Origin of the sequence: Pseudolactococcus hodotermopsidis (assembly GCF_011170085.1) — a bacterium.
Lineage (GTDB): Bacteria > Bacillota > Bacilli > Lactobacillales > Streptococcaceae > Pseudolactococcus > Pseudolactococcus hodotermopsidis.
The window spans coordinates 1-21,930 of the sequence record NZ_BLLI01000012.1 but is presented as its reverse complement, the minus strand read 5'-3'; the positions used below and the strand labels follow the sequence as shown (position 1 = coordinate 21,930).

Genomic DNA, 21,930 nt, shown 5'->3' with positions numbered 1-21,930 from the left:
AGTGTAAGGTCTTGGTTACATTTTGTAAAGAAGTGAGTCATCAGAAAAAGGAGGCGTATTTGATAAAAAACAGAATCAAAGTCTTGCGCGCCGAGCGTGACTGGACGCAAGAGGAGTTAGCAAAACGAGTTGGCGTGTCGCGACAGGCGATTATTTCTGTCGAGAAGTACAAATATACGCCGTCGCTCGAATTGGCGTTTCAGATTGCTGAAACATTTGGTGTGGACATCACTGATGTCTTTGAAAAGGTCAAGGAGGACTAGAAAATGTTTGAAATTTTATATCAACCGTTGTTAATTATCGCTATTTTAGCTGTGTTTGCCTACAAACTTATCAAAGATGATAGGCTATGGCAGTAGCAAACGAAAGACAATTGTCTTTGCTTGCTTTACCGTTATCGTCTTAAAAGTTGTTTTAACCAAAACCTCAATCATTTTGTGGCTTATCATGACTTTGTATTTCAGAAAGTTTCGGAGGGTCGAACATGATTGACCTAATCATTGTTGCGACACTCATTCTCTTTTTAATCATGACATCATTTGGCGCAATTAAAAGATTTAAAAATGGCGAAAGCCTAACATAACGATGAGCGTTGGCAGAAGATTATTAGCGAATCAAGTCGCTTGACTATGCTTGTTGTCATTGTCTTGTTAAGGCTAGGTGCGATTATCGGGGTCGCGATAAGTTACTGACCTTTTCCAAAGAAACGCTGATTGATATTTTGTTTTTATCGCTCATGTTACAGGTTAATTTATACAATGTTATTACTTTTTTGACAATTATCTATTTTGATAGAAAATATTAGGAGGTTTTTATGATTTTATTAATGAAACTATTGACACTATTAACCATGGTGATTATCATCAATGGTGTGAATTTCATCTCTAAAAAAAGAAAGAATATCACAAAGATGAGCGTTGGCAGATGATTGTCAGTCACGCTAACTCGTTTACTTGAAAGTATTTCTTAGTATTGGTGTAGCTGTTGCTTTCTTTGCGACCTTTTGGGGCGACGGCACACATTCACAGATTTCAGATCATTTTTTGGTTCAATTTTACCACCGTTTTGTGATATTAGATCTTTATTTGGCAGCAATCTTGAAATTTCTGTCTTTACGTTATTTCGACAAAAAATATTAGAAGGTTTTTATGCACATTATTACTCTTGTCATGGCAAGTTTAACTGAACTTTCGGCACTTATCGGCGCGCTCTATCTCATGCCCAAAACGACTAAAATGATAAAAGAGTACGGCAAAGATGAGCGTTGGTGTTTTATTGATAGCAAGGCAAATTTGGTTGCGCTAAAAGCGATTTTGGTCTATTGATTTGGTTGCCAATGACAGAAAAAATGCTTAAGTTTACAGAATTACTGACACTTTTAAAATGCTTTGCTTTTTTTGTCATCTACACCCTAACAGATGCAAAATTTCTAGCACTTTTGCATTATGATAAAAAATATTAACCTTGTGAAGTTACTTACATAAGTTACATAAATAGCTTAACTTTCTTAATTCTTCCCCAAATGTGTTTTTGATGTTATAATGCAAAAGGTAATCATTTTTAAAATTTGGAGGAATATTATGAATTTTGGTGACATCATCAAAACAACGCTGACGGATATGAATATCATCAGCGCAATCACATCAACTGTCTTTATTATTTTGTTAGGCTTCTTTTGCCGTAAACGGGGCATTTTTAACGATCACACTGCGAAAATTTTGTCAAACGTTGTTTTGACTGTATCTCTACCATGTTTGGCTTTCAATGCCTTCATGCAAGATATTAATCCTGAATCTCTGAAAGAAAGCATGAACGTGCTGATTTGGGGATTGCTTGTCTACGTTATCTTGATTTTGGTTTCTAAACCAATTTTCATGAAATTTAAAGGCGACGACCAAACAACTTTGCGTGTTTTGACTGTTTTTGGCTCAACAACATTTTTTGGTATCCCAATCGCAACGGCGGTTTACGGTCCTCAATTTGGCGTGACAATTGCCCTTTTGGCATCAGTTTTTAACATTGGCTACCGTGTTTTCCTTTATTCATACGGCTATATCAAGATGAGCGGTTTGAAAATGGAGGCGAAAAATGTCAAATCAATGTTTTTGAACCCTATCGTTTTGGCAACTTTTGCAGGCCTTTTGATTTGGATTTTCCAAAAATCATTGCCACAAGTTGACGTCACAGTTGCTGTACCAAAAGCAGTTGAAAATGGTAAGATTGTCAATGAAATGGTGGTTAAACAATTCGCTTTCTTACGTATCGACCAAACCGCTCCTTGGTTGTTTAAACCATTGACTTACCTTGCACCATTGGCATCACCGCTTGCATGGTTGGCTATCGGCGCAACACTTGGCGAGGTGAGCTTTACAAAAGCTGCGACAGACAAAGTGTCATGGTTCTATACTTTGGTTAAAGTCATCGGTGTACCAGCCTTGAATATCGCCATTTTGGCAATCTTGACAGCGACAAATATCTTGCCAATCAGCTTTGCAGCACTTGCAACAATCGTTATTATGATGGCAACACCAACCGCAACTGTGGCGGCAGCTTACGCCATTAGCTTTGATAAGGATGCCTTGCTTGCAAGTAATGCTTCGCTCTTGTCAACTTTAGGCGCTGTTGTCATGATGCCGGTTTGGATTATTGTCTTAGAAGTAATTAACAAAATGGGTATTTTTAACTAAGATTTTACTTAAATTTAGGAGAAAAAAATGACTTTAAAAGTAGTTTGTTACGGTGTTCGGCATAACGAAGTGCCTTACTTTGAAAAACTTAATAAGTATCACTATGAGCTGAGTTTGGTTAGTGACTTATTAACACATGACAATATTGAGACGGCTAAAGGTATGGATGCAGTCATTTTGCGTGGTAACTGTGTCGGCGATCGTCAAAATATCGAGAAAATGGCTGAATATGGTGTGAAGTATCTTTTCACGCGGACAGTTGGCTTTAACCATATTGACTTGGAAGCAGCGGCTGACTACAACATGCTTGTGGCGCGCGTGCCGGGTTATTCGCCAAATGCTGTGGCTGAACTGTCGCTAACTTTGGGTATGATGTTGCTCCGCCATACGGCACATACAACAGCACGTACTTCTCAGAAAAATTTCATCGTGGATGATACCATGTTCAGTAAAGAAGTTAGGAATTGTACAGTCGGCTTGATTGGTACAGGTCGTATCGGCTTGACTGAGGCGAAACTTTATAAAGGTTTGGGTGCTAAGGTTGTCGGTTATGATGTTTTCCAAAGCGATGCCGCAAAAGAAGTTGTGACGTTTGTTACCTTAGATGAGCTGCTTGCAACTTGTGATATTGTCAGTCTGCATGTGCCTTATCTACCAGGTAGAAATGAGAAGATGATTGATGCTGACTTCCTGTCTAAGATGAAGGACGGTGCGATTCTCGTCAATACGGCGCGCGGTGAGTTGCAGGATAATGAAGCTATTCTTGCAGCACTCGAAAGCAAAAAATTAGACGGCTTTGGCACAGATGTCTTTGCCAATGAAGCGACAATTTTCTTTAAAGATTTCGGTGTCAATGGCGAAATTCCTGATGCAACAGTTCAAAAACTTGTGAATCTCTATCCGCGAGTTCTAGTAACGCCACACATCGGTTCAAACACTGATGAGGCGGTTACCAATATGATCGAAATCAGTTTTGACAACCTGAATGATGTCTTAACGACTGGTCAGACAGCTAATGCTGTGACTGAGCAGAAATAAGAAAACTCTGTATTGACTGATTTTTAGTTAATGCAGAGTTTTTTGGATTATTTGAATAAATTACAGGAAATCTATTGACAATGTTTTTAAAAGATGTTAGAATTAAAGCAAGAAGTGGAGATATTCTGCTTAAACGTTTGTTTTTAGCGGATGCTGCTCTTACTTCTATTTTTATATCTCTTAATAAATCAAGTCGCGACTGGTCGTTTGAAGATAGGAAAATTCCTCGAATTTTTGAGGAAGAAAAATATTAAGGCGAAAGTCTAATATGGTTATTGTAGCTATTATTATTTCAGGTATCATTTTGTTTGGTTTCCCAACAAAAGTTTCTTAATTTAATGGAGTTAGGATATGTTTATAAAATATTTATATATTCTACTAACTCGCTTGAGGAATACTTCTAAAGGGAAAATTGGTTTAAACTTGATATTTTTTTTGATTATTCAGTTTTGCTTTTATTTAGGGCTAAAACTACTAATAAATAATTATCCAAAGCTATTAATTCCGATTTTAATTTTTGTAGGTATTATCATAGGAGCTATTTCTTTTATGTTCATGGACAAAAAAGAAATAGTTTTTTTATCGAGAGTTGTTAGTAGATTTGATTATATAAAATTTAGATTGTTTTTAATTTTAAATATATATTTGATTGCGATACTTGATATAGTCGTAAGTCTGTATTTACTCAAAACATCAATAGTAAAAGTTTTTTTTCTGTTGATTGGTATTGCTATTTATTTTGTTATGTCAAAAATTTTATTGTCATTTGATATAAGTAAAATAATTATCCAGAAAATACCAGATTTTTTATCTGTGGATACAGAAAAAGAAATTAAACTTTTTTTGAAAGGGAGTTATTTTCAATTATTTATCTTAATATATATGATTGTATTATGTATCAGTGTAACTATGATTGATACAACAATTGTTGCTATTTTTATCTCTTTCATTTACAATGATATATTTACTTTGAACTGTATTGGAATAGAGCAACAAGAGTTAATGTTTTTAAAAAAAGAGGGGATTTTAACATTTTCTTATTTGAAAAGAAAATTTAATTTTTGGTTTGTAGTAGGATTTGCCTTATATCTGTTATTAATTATGGAAAAAATGTTATTGTTAGGGCAGATAAATATTTTATTAGTAATAAATTTAATTTCAGTGTACATTCTGAACTTCTTAGTAGTAATGAGTTTAGCTATTAATAAAGCTGAATATAAGCTAGGCTATTATAAAGTGAAGATAACCTCACTTTATTTGGAGTTGGTATTTTGTTTGCTTTATCTGAGTTTATTTTATATATTTGGAGAAATTATCGTTTTAGTGAATGTATGTTTAATTTTTTATTTCTATAAGAAAGTCAAAAAAATAATAGACAAGGAGTTTAATTTTGAAAGTAGTAATTAATGATCTCAGTTTTTCATACGAAAAAAAGCAGATTTTTTCTCATTGTAACTATATATTTGAAGACAATATGATAACGGTTTTGTTAGGTAGAAATGGTGTTGGAAAAACAACATTATTAAATTTACTTGCTGGCACTGAAATTTTTGATAGTAGTATTAGTTATGACAATAATCAAAAAAGCAAAATAAGTTCATCTGAATATGGTTATATGAGTGATGAGTTCTTTTTTTATAAGGAATTGACAGTTAGGCAAACTTGTTTTTTAATTGCTAAAATAAGAGATATTGATGTTGTTTTTTTTGAAAAAGATTATAAAAAATATATAAGTTTACTTATGTTGACAGAGTATGAAAATGTGTTGGTAAACGATTTATCTTTCGGTACTAAGCAAAGATTACATTTGTTTTTAACTATTATACATAATCCAACGGTTCTTTTTTTAGATGAACCTACAAACGGACTTGATCCAGAGCAGATTTTTGTTTTTAAAAATCTTTTAACTTCTCTTAAAAAAGAGGGGAAAAACATTATAATTTCAACTCATTCGTTAAAATTAGCAGAAGACATTGCGGATAAAGTTGTTGTTTTATTTGACAAAAAATTGATAGAAATTGAAAGAGGGGCTGAATTAGAGAAATCTTACCTAGCAATGTATGAGGGAGAAAATCAAGTGAAACAAGATGGTATGATTGTTTTAAAAAATATTTCAAAACAGTTTGATAAAAAGAAAAGAGATATTTATGCTTTAAAAGACATTAATATGGATTATTAACAAAGGAGAGAGGATTGCTTTAATAGGCCCTAATGGTGCAGGAAAATCAACACTCTTAAAAATTATTTTAGATATTATATCGCCAAGTGAAGGTGAAGTGGTTGTGTCTGTCCCTAAAAATAAAATTTCTTTTATTTCTATCGAAATGAGCTTGTATGATGAAATGACAGTTTATGATTATCTTCATTTTTTTGCTGAAATTTATGAAGTTGATAATATTGAAGTTAAAATAAATGAATTTGCTGAAAAATTGAATTTCAAAGAACATTTGAAACATAAAATACATGGTCTTTCGACTGGTAATAAGCAAAAGATACTCATGACACGAGCGCTTATCAATGAACCTGAACTTTTAATTTTAGATGAACCAACTAATGGACTTGACGTTATCATCTCTTATGAAATCAGAAAACTTATTAAAGAGTTGCAAGGAAAGGGAGCAACGACTATTATCTGTTCTCATTTAGCTGAAGATTTGAATATGTCCGAAAGAGTTATCATGATTAATCAAGGAGAAATCATTGAAGATAAGGTAAATTCTGGGGATATGGATATTTATAGCTATTTTATAGAGGACGGTAAAAAATAATGCAAATTAAGTATTTAAAAATATTGGTCAAAAAGGAAATATTGACTTTTTTGAAAGATACCAAAACATCTATTGGTGTCATTTTAGGTATTTTGTTGATTTCACCTTTATTAACTTGGTTGATTTACGCTGTGAATGTTAAGACGACAAATGATGATAATTTGAAAATAGTTGTTCAAAATACGACTTATCAACAATTATTATCAGATATTCCTAATGTAACGATAGTGGACAAGAAGTATCAAAAAGAAGATATTGGTAATCAGGTTAATCTGATTATCAAAGAAGATAAATTATTTTTTGATTCATCAAATTTGAAATCTATGGCTGCTGCTAATTTTGTGAATGAGATGAGTAATCAAATCAATATCAACAACTTAAAAGATATGGGTCAAGTACCAATGCAATTGAACATAGTGGATATTGCAAATAAAAATTCGACAAATGTTGCTTCAATGTATCTGTCTTATGGTGTTGTTTTGGCAATTTTTCTAGCGATTACTGGCATTTCAAATAATACATTTGTTTTAGAAAAAGAAAAAAATATTCGCTTATCACTTTTAGCGACACCAGTATCTAAGCGTATTATCTTTTTATCAAAGTTGTTAGTTGTTGTTTCCTTTGCTGTCATTGCTGCTGTTTTGAGTTTTTGGGCTATGATGATAAATTCATTGGCAATGTCTAAAATCTTAAAGGATTATCAATCACTCCATTTTAGTGTGTCTCAAACTTTGAATTTACAGCTTAATTTTGTTATGATTGCTATTTTAGGTAGTCTACTGACTATTTTGATTATTTCAACAGCCAAGAATATTAAAGATTCTTCTAGCAAAGTAACCGTGATAAATTTAGTATTGGCAATGTCGGCGATGTTATCGTCAGTCTTAGGCATTACAGCAGATAAAAGCAATTATTCTTTTGTACCGTTTTTTAACAGTTTCCTAGTTATAAACTCTATCATTTCTAATAAGTTTAGTGTTATGTTTAATGCAAAAACTAATTTAGTGAATCTTTTGTTGCTGATTACTTTGATAATTATTTATATGAATTTAAGTAAAAAAGAAAAATATTATTTATAGCCGATTGTTAGCATTTTTGTTGTTTAAAAGACTTTATCACTTTTTTGAAATGACAAAGTCTTTTTCTATACATTTGGCAAATAATCACGAATTAACCGATGATTAACATCCTTCAAAAAATAATAGGTAATTGGTCGTCCGATGTCTTGGTACATGACTTTTTCGCCTAAAACGTTAATTTCAACTAAAAATAAGATATATTTTTTGGTTGAAATTCTTGAAAGTGAGAGATGACTTGCCAAACTTTGGGTTGAAAATGAGGCGTTTTCTTTTAAAATTTGCTGATAAACCATTTCTAACGTTAATTTGGCTAGCCCTTTTGGGAGGGAAATGAGCGATTTTTTGGGACTGGTCGGTAAAAAGAATTGGTCAATGGCACTTTGGTTGGTATGTGAGCTAGCTTTATCAGTTGCTTGTTGTAAATCTTTATAGCGCTTAATCGCAAGTTTAAAACGTTCAAGGTTAAAAGGTTTGATAAGATAATCGACGACACCAAAAGAAATTGCTTTTTTGACACTTGGCACATCATCAGCAGCTGTTATTAAAATGACAGCTGTTTCGTTATTTTGTTCACGTAAGAGTTCCAAAAATTCTAAACCAGTCATACCAGGCAGATAAACATCTAGCAAAATTAAATCAATCTGCTGTGTTTTTAAAATTGTCATCGCATCCGTTGTATTTTTAGCCGTTTTGATATTTTTGACATCATTTTCTTGCATGATATACTGCTGATTGAGCATGGCGACCATGGGATCATCTTCGATAATGAGTACATTTGTCATGTTATTTCCTTCTTTTTAACATCAGGTAATTCGATATAAAAATCAGTGCCGATTTCTTTTTGGCTATGGACTTCGAGAATGCCTTTCTGATTTTTGACAATATTTTGCACTAAATTTAGTCCAAAACCACGATGATTCCCCTTAGTTGAAAAACCGCGTTTGAACATTTCTTCTTTGACGCTATCTGAAATACCACTGCCATTATCGCTGACTTGGATGATGAAAATCTGCCCATCTTCTTCGTAATTCAAGGAAATTCTGACTTGACCGTCAATTTTGCCACTGACCGCATCTTTGGCATTATCTAGTAAGTTACCTAAAATACGCAAAATATTCTGTAATTTCTCATTGCCCTCAAGTTCAGGAATTTCTGACGTTTCTTCAAGAATAAAGAGAATTTCTTGCTCGCTTGCCTCGTTAAATTTGCCAAGGAGAAAGCCAGTCAAAGCAGGTGTTTTAATTTTCTCAGAAATAAAACCGATTTCTTTTAGATGTAGCGCATTGAGCGAGGTAATAAAAGTGCGAACGTCATCGTATTTGCCAAGTTCAATCAAACCGAGAATCACGTGCATACGATTCATAAAACCGTGTGTTTGCGCGCGAAGTGCATCAATATATTGCCCCGTACCACTCAACTCCTCAATCAACTGTTTCATCTCGGATTGGTCACGAAAAGTTGCCACAATGCCATAAAATTGCTGACTGACAAAAATCGGCGCAACACTGGTAACAAGCTCTAAACCATTCAAATAAACGACTTCATCCGTGACCTTTTTTTGACTGTCGAAAACATTTTTAAATAATGGGAAAAGTAGATGAGTTTCTGTGATTTTATCATCTAAAAGGGGAGGATTGAGTGCCACTTTCTCTAAAATTCTCTTGGCTTCACGATTAATCATGAGAATTGTGCCGTCAGCTGTGAGTGCGATAATGCCATCACTAACGGCATCTTCGATAATCTGCTTTTCTTCCATATTTGTCGCAATTTCATAAGGTTCAAGTCCGAGCAAAATGCGTTTTAAATTGCGAGCAAGGATAATTGCGCCACAAAGTCCAACAATTGACCCTAACCCAATTCCGACTAGGAGCGTTTTTTGAGCCTTGAAAATTTCTTGATTAATCGTCTCTAAAGTTAAACCAACGCAAATAATGCCAATCTGTTTACCATTGTCATCAAAAACAGGTGTGAAAAAACGCAAGCCGTTACCTAAAACGCCTTTTTGAACAGAAAAATGGCTAGTGCCGTTCAGTGATTTTTTGGCATCTGAAATATTTGAAAAAGGTTGCCCGATAATGCTTTTATTGGGGTGAGAATATCTTGTCAAATTGTTATCCAAAACGACAACAAAATCAACTTTGGCAAGATTTTGCATATCATCTGTATAGTTTTGGACAGTCTGTGACTGCTCAAGAGTTGTCAGCGTTTCGATGACAATCTGTTCTTTGGCAACCATCCAAGCAACGCTAGAGATTTTATCTTTAGCACGGTCATACTCACGGTTAATGACATAATTTCGGATTAAAAAGCTAGACACAATCAAAGAAACTGTAACGGAGAGGCAGACAACAGCGATAATCGTGACTTGTAAAGAAAGTTTTCGTCTTTTGTTGAATAAAATATTTTTCATATTTCTACTGGTATCCTAGGGAGAAATTTCTCTACTCTAATTGTACTCCATTCAACCTGAATTTGCTATTATTTTCACAAGATTAAATTGAATTTTTTTGAAATTGGGTAAAATTTCAGATGTTAGATTTTCTGACGTAAAATGATAATAAATCATTAAATCTGCTTGACAATTTGCACAGTTTAGATTATTCTATATATAAGCGAGTTTTAAATTCGTAAAATCTTATTTAGGAGAATTTATTTTTATGTTGAAGTTAGTTTTAGAAGTCGCCATTATGGTCGGTGTCTTGCTATTTGGTCTGAAAAAAGGACCACTTGGCGCCTCAGCGGCATCGATGATTTCATTAGCCATTATGTTATTCGTTTTCAAATTGCCTTTCCAGTCGCCAGCAACTGATGCTATGCTGATTGTTTTTGCTATCGGTATCTCGAGTGGTGTACTTGATTTGACTGGTGGGATTGACTATCTTGTCTCATTGGCTGAGAAAGTTATCAAGTCCAATCCACGGTTAATCATTGTGCTTGCGCCACTGATTACGTTTGTCTTGGTCATTGTCAATGGAACGGCAAACATTGCTTTGGCGCTCGAACCAGTCATTGCCGAAACTGCGATTCGTGAAAAGATCAATCCGAAATACCCTTTAGTTTTGTCAGCAAATGCAGCTAACTTTGGCGTTGCTTGTTCTCCAGCCGCTTCATCTGCGATTTATGTTATGGCGTTGATTGCCAAACCAGAATATAATATTTCAATGGGACAATATTTTGGTATTGTTATCCCCGCAACAGTTATTGCTTTAATTGTGACGAGCGTTATTTTCTTTGTCGTTGACCAAAAAAATGCGGGAGAATTTACAGCGCATCATTTAAATGATAAAGTCGAAGAAGCAAAAGAAATCACAAAAGCTGCTAAATTGTCAGTTTACATTTTTTTGGCGGGGATTGCCTTGATTCTCCTTTTCGGTTTGAAACCAGAATGGTTGCCACAAGCCAAAGTGATTGATGACGTAACAGGCAAACAAAAATTCATCTCAACAGCCGTTTTGGTGCAGATTTTCATGTACGCGACGGCTTTCATCAACATGATTGCTTTCAAGGTTGATCATCGTAAAATCTTGTCATCTAAAACAACACAATCTTCAATCGGTGCGGCACTTATCGTTTTCTGTGTTGGATGGGTTGGTAATGTTATCTTTATGTTTGCTGATAACAACAAAGCCATGGTTGACACAATTGGCGACGTTGTCAAAGGTTCAGGTATCGTCAATTTCTTGATTATTTTGGTTGTCGCAATTATTATTTCGGCTGTTTTGGGTGCGCAAACAGTTGTTGCCTCAATTCTCTTCCCGTTACTATTGTCGCTTGGTTTTGCGCCAATTATGGTACCTGTTATCGTTCAAACTTTGAATGCCAAATTTATCATTCCATCTGCACCGGTTCTCTTATTTGCATGCGAACTTGATACAACAGGCGAAACGAAGCCGAAAAACTTTATTGCACCAGGCTTTGTATGTCTTTTCCTAGCTATCGGTATTTCATTTGTTACTAAAATGTTTTTTGCCTAAAAATTTGATATAATGAGTTCAGGCAGATTATTTCGTAGAAGTGGTTTGCCTGAATTTGTTTAATAATAATTAACGCAACCAAGTACAAAAGTTGACAGATTTCGGCTAGTTTTCTGCCAACCAGTCGTTTTTACACTTGGTGTGCCATACACTTTCAGGAGGATTTCTAATATGGATTTAACAGCTATCAACAAATTTATTTCTGATGCGATTGATCAAAAGCAAGAGTTACTCGAATCAGTTGCAAAACAGATTTATGATTTTGCAGAAGTACGTTTTATGGAATACAAGTCGTCAGCCTTGTTGATTGAAACGCTTGAAGCTGAGGGTTTCACAGTAACAAGAGGTGTCGGTGAGCTTGACACAGCTTTCATCGCTGAATTTGGCTCAGGCAAGCCAGTACTTGGTTTCTTGGGCGAATATGATGCCTTGCCAAATTTGAGTCAAAAGCCAGGTCTTGATTACCAAGAGGCGCTTGTTGTTGGTGGTAATGGTCATGGTTGCGGTCATAACTTGCTTGGGACGGCATCTCTTGCTGGTGCTTTGGCACTGAAAGATGCGATTGAAAAGTTCAATTTGACTGGCACTGTTCGTTATTATGGTTGTCCCGCCGAAGAGGGCGGTTCAGGTAAAACTTTCATGGCACGCGAAGGTGTTTTCGATGATGTTGATACAGCTCTTTGTTGGCATCCAGCCCCTGATAATGTTGTCTGGGGTGTGAGTTCCCTAGCCAATCTTCAAGCTGAATATTCTTTTAAAGGAATTACCGCCCATGCTGGCATCGCCCCAGAAATGGGTCGTAGTGCGCTTGATGCCGTTGAGTTGATGAATGTTGGTGCTAACTACTTGCGCGAGCATGTTTCGACTGATGTGCGTTTTCACTATGCCATGACCGATAGCGGTGGCACATCGCCAGGTGTCGTGCAAGGTTCAGCTAAGGTCATGTACTTGATTCGTGCGCCAAAAACGCAGTTGGTCAATGAAGTTTATGAACGCATGAACGATATTGCCCGCGGTGCAGCACTGATGACAGGGACGGAAGTGTCGATTCGTTTTGATAAGGCTTGTTCAAATTATATTCCCAATCATGTGCTTGCCTCTACTATGAATACTGTCTTTGAAGATTTGGGTGTGCCACAATTTACGGCAGAAGAAGATGAATTTGCAGGTCGCATTCGTGCAACGATTCCCGAAGCTGCGCGAGCTAAAGAATTTGTGTCAGACATGCTAGATGCCAAAGGTCGTAAATTGGAACAACAAGCCAAAGATAAAAATCTCTCAGACTTTTTGTATCCTTATTCGGAAGGTATTACGGAGAAATCAATCGGCGCTTCAACTGACGTTGGAGATGTTAGCTGGCTGGTGCCAACGGTGCAATGTTTGGTGGCAAGTCATGTTCGTCAAACTTCAGCTCATACATGGCAATGGACAACGACAGGTCGCGGTTCTATTGGCTTGAAAGGCATGGCACATGCGGGTAAAGTTATGGGGGCGACTGCTTTATACTTACTAGAAAATCAAGAATTGATTGCACAAGCTAAGACAGAATTGGCTGAAAAAACAGCTGGTACGCCTTATGAAAATCCGATTCCTGCAGGGATTCAACCTCAAAAATAAAAGTCAAAAGCGGCTAGACCTTTAAATGGTTTAGTCGTTTTTTCAATGAATAAAGAATTTTCTGAAAATTGCTTGTCATTTCCAAATTTTTTTGGTAAAATAGCCGTATATCTTTTGTCAGACAATTTTATAAAAGTAAAAAAGTTTTGACATTTTTCTAGGAAAGGATCTAAAAATGGATAAAAAACAAGCGAAACAGCAAACGCTTTGGGATCAATCCTTTGAGTCAGATGCCTGTGGTATGGGGTTTATTGCTCAGATAGATGGTCGAGCCACACATGAGTTGGTAGACTATGCGATGACAATTTTGGAGCGAATGAATCATCGTGGTGGTACGGGAGCTGAGCCAGATACTGGTGACGGTGCGGGTGCGCTTTTTGCCATGCCTCACGACTTTTTTTCAAAAATTGTAGCTGAAAATGAGGTCGAACTTCCTAAAAAAGGCGATTATGCTGTGGGACAGTTTTTCTTGCCCAAAGATTTGGCTAAAAAACAAGCGCTTTGCAAGGCGATTGCAACAGAAATTCAAACTGACGGCTATCAAATTCTCTTGACACGTGATGTGCCTTTTAACTTTGATAATTGTGGTCCTGGCGCCCAAGCCATTATGCCAGCATTTGTTCAATTTATTATCTCAAAACCCGCTGAAAGTAAGGCGGGACGTGATTTTGAGGATAGATTGTATCGCCTGCGCCGTAAAATCGAAAAGACATTTGCAACGTCAGAAGTTTTTATCTGTTCGCTTTCTAGCAAAACGATTGTTTATAAAGGCATGCTCCATGCTTTTCAAGTGCGGACATTTTATCCTGACTTGTCAGATCCCGACTTTAAATCAACGATTGCCTTGACGCATTCGCGTTTTTCGACCAATACTTTTCCGTCTTGGGATCGGGCGCAGCCTTTTCGTTTTTTGGCGCACAATGGTGAAATCAATACCTTGCGTGGTGCTGAAAACTGGATGACTTCCCATAAAATCGAGATTTACAATGAAGAAAATTCTGATTCAGCTAAGCTCGAAAATTGCATGGAATATCTTTACCGTAACGGTCGTGATATACCGCATTCATTGTTGATGATGATCCCCGAGGCTTGGGGCAAAGAAGCAGGTTTGTCAAAAGAGCTGACATCGTTTTATGAGTATACGTCATCTTTTATGGCACCATGGGACGGTCCAGCAGCCTTAGTTTTCACGGATGGGGAAACTGTTGGCGCTCGACTTGACCGAAATGGTCTACGTCCGAGCCGTTATAGCATTACCAAAGATAACTTCATTGTTTGCTCGTCTGAGTCTGGTGTTGTTGACTTTGAGCCGAGTCGCGTTGTTGAAAAAGGCGTGCTTGGTCCTGGGAACATGATGTTGGTTGATACGGTCAATGGCAAGATTTTGCGCAATGATGACGTTAAAAAACATTATGCCAAACAATATCCTTACGAAAAATGGCTAGCTAAAAATCTGCTCCATATCAATGAAATTGCTGAGCAAGCGCAGTTTGATGAGATAACTGAAAGCGACCGCAAAATCATGCACAAGCTTTTTGGCTATACCGAAGAAGTTATCAGAACGGTTATTGTGCCTATGGCGGAAAAAGGGCAAGAACCTGTTATTGCTATGGGCTATGACAGTCCACTGGCTGTTTTGTCTGACAAGAATCAATCTTTGTTTACCTATTTCAAGCAACAATTTGCCCAAGTTACCAATCCGCCGATTGATGCCATTCGTGAGAAAATTGTCGTTGGCACAGAAGTTTATCTAGGACGTGATGGCGATTTGCGTGATGATAGTGATAAAAATTGTGTTAAGCTGAAACTTGATAGCCCTGTTTTGACAACCGCTGATTTTGAGAAAATCGCCGCTGTCAAAGATAAAAAACACAAAACGCAGATTATTTCAACCTTATATGATGTTACCAAGGACACGCCAAATCGCTTGGAGCATGCTTTAGATGATATGTTTAAGGCGGTTGAGGCTGAGGTAGATGCGGGTACAAGCATTATCATTCTCAGCGATCGTGATCAAAAAGAGGGGCGCATGCCCATGCCGATTTTGCTTGCAACTTCGGGACTTTATAACTATATGGTTGAAAAAGGTAAAGGCAGTCTTTTTTCAATTGTTGTTGACACGGCTGAAGTCAATGAAGTGCATCATTTTGCGACAATCGTTGGTTATGGTGCAAGTGCCATCCATCCTTACGGTGCTTATGAAACACTGAAAGATTACAAATTGTATGATAAGGCGGAAAAATTCCGTCAAGCGGCTGAAAAAGGCATTATCAAAGTTATGAGCCGTATGGGAATTTCAACCATTTCTGGCTATAAAGGTGCGCAACTTTTTGAGGCGGTTGGCTTGTCAGCTGATGTTGTTGATAAATACTTTCATGGTACAGTGACGCGTATTGGCGGACTTAGCCTTAAACAAATTGAGGCAGAATATCTGCAGCGCTATGAGTTTGCTTATGGTCCTCGCAGTCATGAAACTTTGCCGTCTGGCGGTTCTTATCAGTACAAGGCTGATGGCGAATACCATCTTTTCAATCCACGGTCGATTTATAATTTTCAAAAAGCAGTTCGGCAAGGCGATTACGACTTGTACAAGGCGTATGCATCTGAACTCAATAAAGAGGCTGATGAGACACCGACTTTGCTTCGTCATATTTGGGAATTTGACCAAAAACGTTTACCGGTTGCCTTGTCAGAAGTTGAGCCAGTTGAAAATATCGTCAAACGTTTCAAGGTCGGTGCGATGAGTTTTGGTGCTTTGTCAAAAGAGGCACATGAAACCATGGCAGCAGCCATGAATGCAATTGGCGGTAAATCAAATTCTGGTGAGGGTGGTGAAAATCGGGCGCGTTTCCATAAACAAGCTGACGGTACCAATCTCAACTCAAAAATCAAGCAAGTTTCCTCAGCGCGTTTCGGTGTCAATGCAGAATATTTGATGAGCGCAGATGAGTTGCAAATCAAACTCGCTCAAGGGGCAAAACCAGGTGAGGGCGGACAATTGCCAGGTAATAAAATCTTTCCTTGGGTTGCGGAAATTCGTGGTTCAACTCCTGGTGTGACACTGATTTCACCACCACCGCACCATGATATTTATTCGATTGAAGACTTGGCGCAGTTGATTTATGACCTTAAAGCTATCAATCCATATGCTCAAATCAATGTTAAACTCGCCTCATCAACAGGTGTCGGTACAATCGCTGCAGGTTGTGTCAAGGCGGGTGCTGATAAAGTTGTTATTGCGGGCTACGAAGGTGGAACAGGTGCAGCACCTAGAAATTCAGCGCGTGATGCAGGTTTGCCTTTGGAAATGGGCTTGGCTGAGGCACATCAAACGCTGACCATGAATAATTTACGCCAACGTATGACTTTGGAAACTGATGGCAAATTGATGACTGGTCGTGATATTGCAGTTGCTGCCTTGCTTGGTGCTGAGGAGTATTCATTTGGCTCACTTGCCCTTGTTGCGGTTGGCTGTGTGATGATGCGCGTTTGCTCGCTTAATACCTGTCCTGTCGGCATTTGTACGCAAAATCCTGACTTGCGAGCTAACTTCACTGGTAAACCTGAGCATGTTATCAATGCCATGCAATTTTTGGCGCAAGATCTCCGTGAAATCATGGCTGAGCTTGGTTTTCGTTCGATTGATGACATGATTGGGCATGCAGAAGTCTTGAAGCCTAAGTTTATTGCTAAAGGTAAGGCGAAATCGCTTGATTTCAGTCGAGTTATTGGCTCAGCTATGCCGATTACGCGTAAAGTGGTTGATCCGTTTATTGAAAAACGGCAGTGGCGGGAGCTTGATGGTTTTGCTAAGTCAGCGATTGACAGTGGTTCAACCGTTCTTGTCAAGGAAACGATTAACAACGTTACACGGACGGCTGGCGCGCGTATGGCGGGTTGGATTGCCGAACGTTATGGGAACTACGCGCTTGAGCCAGCCTTGCTCAAATACGAATATACGGGCATCGCGGGTCAATCTTTTGCTTCATTTGCAACGCAGGGTATGGCAATTACCCTCATTGGCGAGGCTAACGACTATATCGCTAAGTCCTTGTCTGGCGGGCGCGTGATTGTTAAACCGCCTCTTGATGCAGGTTTTGATGTCGAAAATTCGCCGATTGTTGGCAATGTGTCACTGTTTGGTGCTGTGCGTGGCGAGGCTTATTTCCGTGGTCGTGCGGGCGAGCGGTTCTGCGTGCGGAACTCGGGCGCTAAGGTCGTCGTCGAGGGTGTCGGGGAACATGGTTGTGAGTACATGACAGGCGGCGTTGCTGTTATTCTCGGTAGCACTGGACAAAACTTCGCAGCGGGTATGAGTGGCGGTGTGGCTTATGTCTACGACGCTAAGGGTGATTTCGCTAGCAAGGTCAATATGGAAATGGTTGATTTATATGCCATTGGTCAAACGCGTGGTGACGATATTCTCAAAGAGCTAGTTGAAAATCATGCCAAATATACAGATTCAGCAAAAGCAAAAGCGCTCCTTGCTGAATGGGATAAGGTTGTCAGCAAATTTGTCAAGGTTTATCCAAGAGAATTTCATGAAATCAAGGAAATCGAGTACCGTTTGGCTGAAACAGGGCTTTCAGGTGTCGAACTTGAAATGGCAACATTTGAAAAAGCCATGTCAACATCAGTCGAAGAAAAAGCTGAACTCATCAAAGTAGGAGGGAAATAAAATGGCAGATCCATTTGGTTTTATGACATATAAACGTAAAGATAATCCATACCGTCCCGTTGCTGCGCGTGTTTTGGACTTTGCTGAGTTGCAAATGCCGCTTGGTGTTGAAGAACGTCAAAAACAAGCGGCGCGCTGTATGGCTTGTGGTATCCCATTTTGTCATTCTGGCGAATTTTATGGCGACAGTCGTGCCGTTTCGGGTTGTCCAAATGACAATTTGATTCCCGAGTGGAACGATCTTGTCTACCGTGGCGAGTTCAAGAAAGCCTTTGAGCGCTTGTCAAGGACAAACCCTTTGCCCGAGATGACAGGTCGAGTTTGCCCAGCGCCTTGTGAAAAAGGCTGTACGGAAGGGCTTAACGGCGAGGGTGTGACGATTCATGATAATGAACGTTTTATCATTGATACGGCTTTTGAAAAGGGTTGGGTTGCTGAGAGTGGCTTACCAAAGGAACGGACTGATTTTAAGATTGCTATTGTCGGTTCAGGACCAGCGGGACTTGCTGCAGCTTGGCGGCTCAACCAACTCGGACATCATGTTACTGTTTTTGAACGTAGCGATCGTTTTGGGGGCTTGCTCATGTATGGCATTCCCAACATGAAGCTTGACAAGGATGTGATTGAACGACGCATTGCTGTCATGCGTGAAATCGGGATAGCGTTTGTTGCTAACACGGAGATTGGGCAAGACATTGCCTTTGAAACGCTTGAAAATGACTTTGACCGTGTGATTTTAGCAACTGGTGCTAGTGTGCCACGTGATTTGCCAGTTCCTGGTCGCGAGCTTAATGGTGTGAAATTCGCAGTTGATTATTTGACAGATATTACTAAGGTTATTTTGTCGAATGGCGACAAAAAAATGCGCCAATCGCTTGATGGCAAGAATGTTGTCGTTATTGGAGGTGGCGATACAGGTAATGATTGTATCGGTACAGCAATTCGACTCGGTGCTGCTAGCGTCACGCAGCTTGAAATCACACCCCAGTTACCAAGCAAACGCCTAGCAACCAATCCATGGCCTGAATATCCAATGATAACACGACTTGGTTATGGTCAAGAAGAGGCGATTGCGGCTGGGAATATCAATTTAACACGTTATGCAACGTCAACAACTGAATTTATTGGTGCTGAACGTGGGCAACTGATTGGCATTAAAACAGTTAAAGTTGGTGCTGATTTCAAGACGATTACTGGTACAGAGGAAACTTTGAAAGCTGATTTGGTTTTACTTGCTATGGGCTTTACAGGTGCTGAACAAGCCATTTTCCAAGGTTTCGGTGTCAATCAAATCTTTGATGACAATACAACGGATAATGAAAAAGTTTACGTTGCTGGCGATGCCAAACGTGGTCCGTCTCTTGTTATCTGGGGCATTCGTGAGGGACGCTTGACGGCTGAGAAGATTGATGAAACTTTGCGGGTTATGGTGGCACAATAATCAATAACGATTTAAATAATTAAAATGGTGTCAGTGGCTTGATGCCTTTTTTAAATAACGTGATTTTCGTGAATATTTTTCTTAGTTATCTAACGATTGTTGTTTTTGGCTAATTTGTGTGGTATACTTATAATGGAAGTACAGGATGAAAATTTTAAAATAACAATTAATTTTCTCTATTTAAGAAGGAGGAGCTGAAAATAGAGAAAATAAAAGTAGCTATTAATAGTTTGTGGGAATGTAAAAATCGTATAGATAATGTGAATCGCAAATTAGAAAATGTTAATAAAATACTTAAAGAGTTATATCGTCATATAGTTTCAACAGGACGAGAGACCGATATAAAATTCAATAAAGCGAGGAAAAAAGCATGAGTATTGATATGTATTTATCAGATTCCGAAATGCAAGCCGAAAGTGTTGCTAGACGTTGTGATAGTCGAATTGACGGCTATCATTCATTACAAAGAGCAATCAGCGATTTTTACTTTAACAGTGCGGATTTGAGCGGTAAAACTTATGATTCTGCTAAAGAATATTTTATGACCGTTTTATATCCTTTGTCAGAGTGCGGTATTTTGCTTGCCGAGGCTGTTAAAGAGGCGGTCAATAAATTTCCCGAAGAATATAAAGCTAGAGTTGATACCTGTGATTGGAAAGAATCGGAACTTGTGGAAACGATTGATCGCTTGGATAATCAAATTCGAATGTTATATGACATTCGCGATAATATAGACTTTTATTTAATGCCTGAGTTTGCTAGATATTCCCTCCTCTCAATTAATGAGGAACAAATTGAATTATATGAGGAAATGAAAAGCGCTTTTTTAGAAAAATTAGACAGTTTACGAGAATTTAATGCTTTTTCTCCAAGTATTTTCTCAGAAATTGAGATTTTGGAATCGTCAATAAGTCAAGGGCTTTCACAAGTTAAAGAGTCTTGGAATCGGTCTAGTGGCACTTTTATTATGCCGAAAGACTTGTCTTGGCGAACTGTCGTAACTAATAAAATTAAAGAAAAAGAAGAAGCCTATCACAAATCGAAAATAAAAGAGTTAGAGAAATATAACATTTATGCCATGCCTTATGAAGACCCGAAAACCAAAGAAGTTAAAATCATGTGGTTTATTGACAAGGACGGTGTGCGTATTTTTGACGAGGAACTACAAGATTATGTCGAGAAATATGGCAAAAACTTTGTTGGTATGTATGAAATTGTTGGTTGGGAGAAGATTTATGAGCTAGACCTTGCGGCAAGGCGAAAAGGGGACGGCAAGAATTATCTCACGGACGGTCAGCTTCCTAGTGGCTGGGAGAAGTGGGGTCAAGCTGGAGGCTTTGCGGATTCTATTTATTGGTATAGTTCAAAGAGTGGTTTGCTTGATTTGGCGCTGATTGCTGGACTTTCTTATGCGGCTAGTAAGTCGCAGACTAAGGCTGGTACTGGTGTTAATGTTGCGAATGTTATGGATGATGTGAATGGTATTCCGATAGGAGAAAATGCTGTAAATCATTTGAAGAATGTGGAGGGAGTTGGAAAAAAAGGTATTAGTGGTGGTCACAATTCAGATGCTTTTTTTGAGAGTTTAGATGAAATTGGTGGGCAAGTTGTTTCAGAAAAAACGAATCCAATATATCAAGGAATAAAAGAAGTTAAGTATGAAGTCCCTAAAAAAGGAATTGATGGAAAATCGTTAGTTCCACCTGAATATAAAACTATTAAAGAACCTAAAACAATATACGATACCAATATTATTAGTGATGAGCAGATGTACCAATGGGGACAAGAGGCCATGAAAAACGGAAAAATAAGTGGAGCTAATGGGGAGTATATAGATGGGGTAGCCAGTAATGGTTTGAAATTTAGAGGATATATTAGAGATGGAAAAATAACTAATTTCTATCCAATATTTTAATAGTAGGAGAAATAATATGATAATTACAGTTACAGATGAAATAGAAAAAAAATCTTTGTTAATAGGTTATAAAACATTTATTCATAAACGTAGTTTAAAAGCATTTACTAAAAAATCTGGTTATGGTGATGATGGAGGTGGTTATATGGGAATTTTTTTCAAAGCAGATTTGGAAGAAGACCCGTATGAATTTCAACAGGAATTATCCGAAATTAAGGATAATCAAGTCATTCTTAATGTCTCTTATCCTGCAACAATTAGTGATGATAAAGATGCAGAGGAAGTCGTCTATATCGATTTTGATGAATTTTATGATTACTTGGTTGAAGTTGTTGATGAAAGAATTGCCGAAACACCTAGCGATAAAGCTGAATATGAACACCTTTTATCAGAAGTGAAAACAGTTTTAGGTTTGTAAAATAAAGTCAGATAAGTATAAAAGTTTTTTTGAAATATTGACAAAGTGTAACGAGTAATTATGTCTTGTCTTTTTTGGATAATTTTCAAAGCAATCTGATAACAGCCTTAGAAGCTAATCTTCAACTCATTATTTTTAGAACACTTTGCAGGAATAAAAGTATTTTCATGAAAATTAAGAATGCCTATAAAAAGGGCTTTTTGATGATTTTTGGACAATTTCCCCCGAGCGTGATTTAGTAGATGATACCAAAAAAGTTGAAGAAGAAATCATCGAAAATCCTCGGTGGGAAGATTATGACTGGACAGACTGGGC

At 37.7% G+C, this 21,930-nt stretch carries 18 protein-coding genes; 16 read left to right on the top strand and 2 right to left on the bottom strand.

Going from position 1 to position 21,930, the window contains the following annotated elements:
* Positions 1–59: 59 nt before the first annotated feature.
* The 10 genes from Hs30E_RS03255 to Hs30E_RS03210 all read left to right on the top strand — a co-directional run bounded on the left by Hs30E_RS03255 (position 60) and on the right by Hs30E_RS03210 (position 7,572).
* Positions 60–263 (top strand): helix-turn-helix transcriptional regulator, encoded by a 204-nt coding sequence (locus Hs30E_RS03255; protein WP_172207922.1) that lies wholly within the window; start codon positions 60–62, stop codon positions 261–263.
* A 690-nt stretch (positions 264–953) separates the two neighbouring features.
* Complete coding sequence (locus Hs30E_RS03250) at positions 954–1,139, top strand: hypothetical protein (protein ID WP_172207921.1); 186 nt, start codon at positions 954–956, stop codon at positions 1,137–1,139.
* Positions 1,140–1,148: 9 nt separating this feature from the next.
* A complete protein-coding gene (locus tag Hs30E_RS03245) occupies positions 1,149–1,325 on the top strand; it encodes a hypothetical protein (protein WP_172207919.1) in 177 nt (58 codons plus the stop codon).
* Positions 1,326–1,580: 255 nt separating this feature from the next.
* Positions 1,581–2,687: an AEC family transporter gene (locus Hs30E_RS03240; RefSeq protein ID WP_172207918.1), complete on the top strand. Its 1,107-nt coding sequence runs from the start codon at positions 1,581–1,583 to the stop codon at positions 2,685–2,687.
* Positions 2,688–2,714: 27 nt separating this feature from the next.
* A complete protein-coding gene (locus Hs30E_RS03235; protein ID WP_172207916.1) occupies positions 2,715–3,725 on the top strand; it encodes a 2-hydroxyacid dehydrogenase in 1,011 nt (336 codons plus the stop codon).
* An 80-nt stretch (positions 3,726–3,805) separates the two neighbouring features.
* Positions 3,806–3,979 carry a hypothetical protein gene (locus Hs30E_RS03230; protein ID WP_172207915.1) on the top strand — a complete coding sequence of 58 codons (174 nt, stop codon included), beginning with the start codon at positions 3,806–3,808 and terminating at the stop codon, positions 3,977–3,979.
* A 97-nt stretch (positions 3,980–4,076) separates the two neighbouring features.
* A complete protein-coding gene (locus Hs30E_RS03225; RefSeq protein ID WP_172207913.1) occupies positions 4,077–5,132 on the top strand; it encodes a hypothetical protein in 1,056 nt (351 codons plus the stop codon).
* Positions 5,116–5,904, top strand: a complete 789-nt coding sequence (locus tag Hs30E_RS03220) for an ABC transporter ATP-binding protein (protein WP_172207912.1) — start codon at positions 5,116–5,118, stop codon at positions 5,902–5,904. The genes Hs30E_RS03225 and Hs30E_RS03220 overlap by 17 nt, the downstream gene beginning before the upstream one ends.
* Entirely contained in the window at positions 5,891–6,493 is a 603-nt protein-coding gene (locus Hs30E_RS03215; protein WP_172207950.1) for an ABC transporter ATP-binding protein, read from the top strand. The genes Hs30E_RS03220 and Hs30E_RS03215 overlap by 14 nt, the downstream gene beginning before the upstream one ends.
* Positions 6,493–7,572, top strand: coding sequence for an ABC transporter permease (locus Hs30E_RS03210; protein ID WP_172207909.1), 1,080 nt, complete (start codon positions 6,493–6,495; stop codon positions 7,570–7,572). Before Hs30E_RS03215 ends, Hs30E_RS03210 begins: the two co-directional genes overlap by 1 nt.
* Before the next feature lie 65 nt (positions 7,573–7,637).
* On the opposite strand, the gene Hs30E_RS03205 is transcribed toward Hs30E_RS03210, so the two are convergent.
* The gene (locus Hs30E_RS03205) at positions 7,638–8,354 is read right to left on the bottom strand and encodes a response regulator (protein ID WP_172207907.1); all 717 of its coding nucleotides are present in this window, start codon (positions 8,352–8,354) and stop codon (positions 7,638–7,640) included.
* Positions 8,351–9,982, bottom strand: coding sequence for an ATP-binding protein (locus Hs30E_RS03200; protein ID WP_172207905.1), 1,632 nt, complete (start codon positions 9,980–9,982; stop codon positions 8,351–8,353). Before Hs30E_RS03200 ends, Hs30E_RS03205 begins: the two co-directional genes overlap by 4 nt.
* Before the next feature lie 247 nt (positions 9,983–10,229).
* On the opposite strand from Hs30E_RS03200, the gene Hs30E_RS03195 reads away from it, so the two are divergent.
* From Hs30E_RS03195 to cdiI, 6 genes are all read left to right on the top strand, one after another.
* On the top strand, positions 10,230–11,546 hold the full coding sequence (locus tag Hs30E_RS03195; RefSeq protein ID WP_172207903.1) for an anaerobic C4-dicarboxylate transporter family protein: 1,317 nt from the start codon (positions 10,230–10,232) through the stop codon (positions 11,544–11,546).
* A 171-nt stretch (positions 11,547–11,717) separates the two neighbouring features.
* The gene (locus tag Hs30E_RS03190) at positions 11,718–13,163 is read left to right on the top strand and encodes an amidohydrolase (RefSeq protein ID WP_172207901.1); all 1,446 of its coding nucleotides are present in this window, start codon (positions 11,718–11,720) and stop codon (positions 13,161–13,163) included.
* Between the two features lie 175 nt (positions 13,164–13,338).
* The gene (gene gltB / locus Hs30E_RS03185; protein ID WP_172207899.1) at positions 13,339–17,841 is read left to right on the top strand and encodes a glutamate synthase large subunit; all 4,503 of its coding nucleotides are present in this window, start codon (positions 13,339–13,341) and stop codon (positions 17,839–17,841) included.
* A gap of 1 nt (position 17,842) precedes the next feature.
* Positions 17,843–19,282 carry a glutamate synthase subunit beta gene (locus Hs30E_RS03180; protein WP_172207897.1) on the top strand — a complete coding sequence of 480 codons (1,440 nt, stop codon included), beginning with the start codon at positions 17,843–17,845 and terminating at the stop codon, positions 19,280–19,282.
* Between the two features lie 370 nt (positions 19,283–19,652).
* Positions 19,653–21,197 (top strand): CdiA family toxin C-terminal domain-containing protein, encoded by a 1,545-nt coding sequence (locus Hs30E_RS03175; RefSeq protein ID WP_172207895.1) that lies wholly within the window; start codon positions 19,653–19,655, stop codon positions 21,195–21,197.
* 16 nt (positions 21,198–21,213) lie between these two features.
* Entirely contained in the window at positions 21,214–21,615 is a 402-nt protein-coding gene (gene cdiI, locus Hs30E_RS03170; protein WP_172207893.1) for a ribonuclease toxin immunity protein CdiI, read from the top strand.
* Positions 21,616–21,930 lie beyond the last annotated feature (315 nt).